The organism is Micromonospora sp. B9E7 (assembly GCF_039871815.1).
Taxonomy (GTDB): domain Bacteria; phylum Actinomycetota; class Actinomycetes; order Mycobacteriales; family Micromonosporaceae; genus Micromonospora.
This window is the reverse complement of record NZ_JBDPLX010000045.1, coordinates 1-3,896: the sequence shown is the minus strand read 5'-3', so window position 1 is coordinate 3,896 and position 3,896 is coordinate 1. Positions and strand designations below refer to the sequence as shown.

Genomic DNA, 3,896 nt, shown 5'->3' with positions numbered 1-3,896 from the left:
CCACCCCGCCGCACCGCCCCCACCGCACCCGTCGCGTCGATCATGGAGTTGTGGTGGGTGATATGGGCCCCTACGCGGCTTAGGTGAGGCACCACAACTTCATGATCGGCTGAGGTGAGCGGAGCTACAGGTAGTCCTCCGCCTCGTCGCAGACCTTGTCCAGGCCCTTCATCGCCGCGTCGTAGGCGGCCCGGTTGCCCGCCGCCGCCGCTCCCAGCGCGGTCGTCAGCTTGTCCAGGCAGCTCGCGATGACCGTCTTCTGCCGGGCCTGCTCGTCACGGTCGTTGCGGGTGCCGGTCAGATCCTGCTCGGTGTTGGCGAGCTGCTCCTGCATCGTCCGCAGGTCGGTCCGCAGCTTCGTGATCTCGGCGGTGTTGGCGGCGATGGTGTCGTCGCGTTGGCCGACCTGACCGGTGAGACGCCTCTCGGTGCGGTCCAGCTCGTTGTTCTTCGTCACGAACAGCCCGGTCATCACTCCGCTGACGACGAAGAGCAGCGCAGCCACCAGGGCCAGCACCAGCACCGCCCGCCCCCGCCCGGCCGCCGGTGCGCCGGGCGGGCCGTACGGCGGAACCATCCCGGGCGGCGCGGACATCGGCGGCCCGTACCCGGGGCCGGAGACCGGCGGCGCGGACATCGGCGGCGCGGACATCGGCTGGCCGGCGTACGGCGGGGCGCTGGCCGGGTAGCCGGGCGCGCCGCCCTGCGGCACGCCGTACTGCGGGGGCACGGGCGGGTTCGCGGGGTACGGCGGCGGGGCCTGCCCCGGCGCGTACGACTGGGGGGCGGGCTGGGCGACCGGGTGCGGCACGGTCGGGTCGGCGCTGGTCGGCTGCGGAACGGCCTGCTGTGGGACGGTCGGTTCACCGCCGGACGGACCGGCCTGCGCACCGGCGGCGTGGTGTGCCACGGTGCGGTCGGGATCGGCGGGCGGCGGGGTGGTCGGCGGGACGGCCTGCGGCTCGGGCGATGGTTGGGACATCTTCGTTCCTCCAGATGGGCGGTTCCCGCGTCGGCAGGCGCGGTGACGTACTGCGAAGAGACCGCCTGGGGCCGGCTGATCAGCCGGGGTCGGCGATGGCCGGGAGTGGTGCACGCGACCGGCGGCGTCGCCGGTCACCGGTTCAGCAGATCTTGAAACCGTCGCAGGCGACCTTGATCGGTACGGCCAGCCCGATGCCCTCGGCGTTGCGCGCCTTGGCGGTAGCGATGCCGACCACCTCCTTGCTGCCATTGATCACCGGCCCGCCGGAGTTGCCCGGATTGATCGGGGCGTCGAACTGGATCGCCGGCCCGGACCCGCCCTGGGCCGGCCGCAACGCGCTCACCACACCGGTGGTCACGCTGTCCTCCAGGCCGAGCGGAGCGCCGACGACGACGATCTGCTGACCGGACTTCGCCGCCGCGGGCGCGGTGACCAGGCCGCTGAACTTGCCACTGGTGCGTAGGTGCGCCACGTCGTTGGTCTTGTCGACCTTGACGATGGTCGCCGGGAAACGCTGGTTGGTGCGCTCCAGGAACACCTCCCGGCCGCCGCCGTCCCAGACCGCCTCGACGACGTGGAAGTTGGTGAACAGGTTCGTCCCGCCGCCGGCCGCCGGCTTACCCACGGCGAACGCGGTGCCGGTGAACTCACCGGCCCGTACCCGGAACACGCTGGGCAGCACCGCGCTGGCCACCGCCTCCGGGTTGAACGCGGCACCCGCCTGCTTCTCCAACGCCTCCGCGCGCTTGTCCAGGCCGTCGAGGCGGGCGAGGTCGCCGTCCTGGGCCTGCGCCAGCCGGCGGTCGGTGTCGGCGAGCCGGTCGCCGAGCCGGTCGAGTTGGTACGCCTGGAGCCCGACCACCGCCGCGAGCACGACGACGGCCAGCGTGGCGAGCACCGCCGGCCAACGACGGCGGACGGGTCGGACGGCCGCGGGCGGTGCGGCCGGCCAGTGTGCGGGGCCACCGGGGTAGCCGGCGATCGTGGAGGGCGCAGCGCCGGCCGGACCGGGCGACGGATAACCGGCCACGCCCGGAAATCCCGGTGTGGGCGGCGGGTAGCCGGCAGGGCCGGGGGCGGCCGTCGGAGCACCCGGGCCATGGTGCGCGGCGCCGCCGAACGGGGCCGGCGGCGGGCCCCACTGGCCGGTGTTGGGCGGGACGGGCCGCTCGGCGCGGGGTGCGGGGACGGGCCGGGCCGGATCGGTGCCGCCGGACGGGGGCGTGGACCAGGTCGGTCCGACGCCCGGTTGGGGCTCGATGCGCGGTGGCAGTGGGCCGGGCCGACCGGCCATCGACCCGCTCGCGTCGTCGGGCTCGACACCCGCCGGTCGCCCGTCCCCCGAACCGAAGCCAGCCGTCATGATCGTCGTGCCTCTCCCCCGTGGCCTCCGCGCCGCCGTCGACTCGCTGTCGCAATGTGTCGCGGGCCGCGGTGCGATGGAACGTACCTGCGCGATCGGGCTTTGTCTCCCCCAATGTCCGGCATCCGAAGGGACACCTTGTGGACACCTGACCGACACACGCCGGACCGGCTGCACCCGCCGGATCACCGCGCGCACTAGGGTTGTCAGGTGACCGACGAACCACCCCTGCGCCGTCGGCCCACCGAAGACCTTCCGGGAAACGCACCCGAGCACCCGCCGTCGGCCCAGCCGCAGCTGGTGGGCGAGGGGGCCGACCCGGCCGACGGTGGGCCCGTTCCGCTGACCGCCCCGCGTGACGGCACTCCCGAACCGGTGGCCGTCCCGGCCGAGCTGGCCGAGGTGGTGGCCCGCTTCGCGGCCGGCACCGGCCCGGTCGCCCTGGACGCCGAGCGGGCCTCCGGTTACCGCTACAGCCAACGCGCATACCTGGTGCAACTGCGCCGAGCGGGTGCGGGCACGGCGCTGATCGACCCGCTGCCGCTGCCGGACCTCAGCACGCTGGACGCGGCGATCGGCGAGGCCGAGTGGGTCCTCCACGCGGCCAGTCAGGATCTGCCCTGCCTCGCCGAGGTCGGGCTGCGCCCACGCCGGTTGTTCGACACCGAGTTGGCTGCCCGGCTGGCCGGTTTCGAGCGGGTCGGGCTGGCCGCGCTGACCGAGCAGTTGCTCGGGTTCACCCTGGAGAAGCACCATTCGGCCGCCGACTGGTCGAGTCGGCCGCTGCCCGAGTCGTGGTTGACGTACGCCGCTCTCGACGTGGAACTGCTCACCGACCTGCGCGACGCGCTCGACGCCGAGCTGACCCGGCAGGGCAAGTCGGCCTGGGCCGCAGAGGAGTTCGCCGCTCTGGTCCGCACCGGGGCACGCCCGCCGCGGGTCCGCGCCGAGCCCTGGCGGCGCACGTCCGGCATCCACCGGCTGCGCGGGGCCCGGGCCCAGGCCCGGGTCCGCTCGATGTGGTACGCCCGGGACCAGATCGCGGCCCGGCGGGATGCCGCGCCCGGTCGGGTGTTGCCCGACTCGGCGATCATCGCCGCGGCCGAACTGGACCCGAAGGACGAGAAGACCCTGCTGACCCTGCCCGGTTTCGGCGGTCGGTCGGTGCGTCGGCTGGCCCGTACCTGGCTCGCCGCTCTCGACGACGCCCGGCAGCTCACGGAGGATTCGCTGCCGGTCTCCCCGACGGTCGAGGGCCCACCCCCGCCGCACCGGTGGGCTGAGCGCGACCCGGTGGCGGCCGGTCGGCTGGCCCGCTGTCGGGAGGTGGTCATCCGCATCGCGGGCGAGCACAACCTGCCGCCGGAAAACCTGATCACGCCGGATTCGGTTCGTCGGTTGGCCTGGACCCCACCCGAGGTGGTGACCGAGGAGTCGGTCGCGCAGACGCTGCGCGGCCTCAACGCCCGGGAGTGGCAGATCGGTCTGCTCACCCGCGACCTGACCGAAGCCCTGGACCCCACCCCCTAACCCCCACCCACCCCCGAG

3 protein-coding genes are annotated in these 3,896 nt (G+C 74.2%); 1 reads left to right on the top strand and 2 read right to left on the bottom strand.

Going from position 1 to position 3,896, the window contains the following annotated elements; translation table 11 throughout:
• Positions 1-124 precede the first annotated feature (124 nt).
• Both ABGB10_RS33125 and ABGB10_RS33120 read right to left on the bottom strand, forming a co-directional pair.
• The gene (locus ABGB10_RS33125) at positions 125-982 is read right to left on the bottom strand and encodes a hypothetical protein (RefSeq protein ID WP_347664910.1); all 858 of its coding nucleotides are present in this window, start codon (positions 980-982) and stop codon (positions 125-127) included.
• A gap of 142 nt (positions 983-1,124) precedes the next feature.
• The gene (locus ABGB10_RS33120) at positions 1,125-2,348 is read right to left on the bottom strand and encodes a trypsin-like peptidase domain-containing protein (protein ID WP_347664909.1); all 1,224 of its coding nucleotides are present in this window, start codon (positions 2,346-2,348) and stop codon (positions 1,125-1,127) included.
• A gap of 210 nt (positions 2,349-2,558) precedes the next feature.
• Here ABGB10_RS33120 and ABGB10_RS33115 point away from each other — a divergent pair, with 210 nt between their 5' ends.
• On the top strand, positions 2,559-3,878 hold the full coding sequence (locus ABGB10_RS33115) for a ribonuclease D (RefSeq protein WP_347664908.1): 1,320 nt from the start codon (positions 2,559-2,561) through the stop codon (positions 3,876-3,878).
• Positions 3,879-3,896: the final 18 nt, after the last annotated feature.

Coding starts and splice junctions, on each gene's coding strand:
- ABGB10_RS33120 (WP_347664909.1), bottom strand. CDS start 2,348: ATGACGGCTGGCTTCGGTTCGGGGGACGGGCGACCGGCGGGTGTCGAG.
- ABGB10_RS33125 (WP_347664910.1), bottom strand. CDS start 982: ATGTCCCAACCATCGCCCGAGCCGCAGGCCGTCCCGCCGACCACCCCG.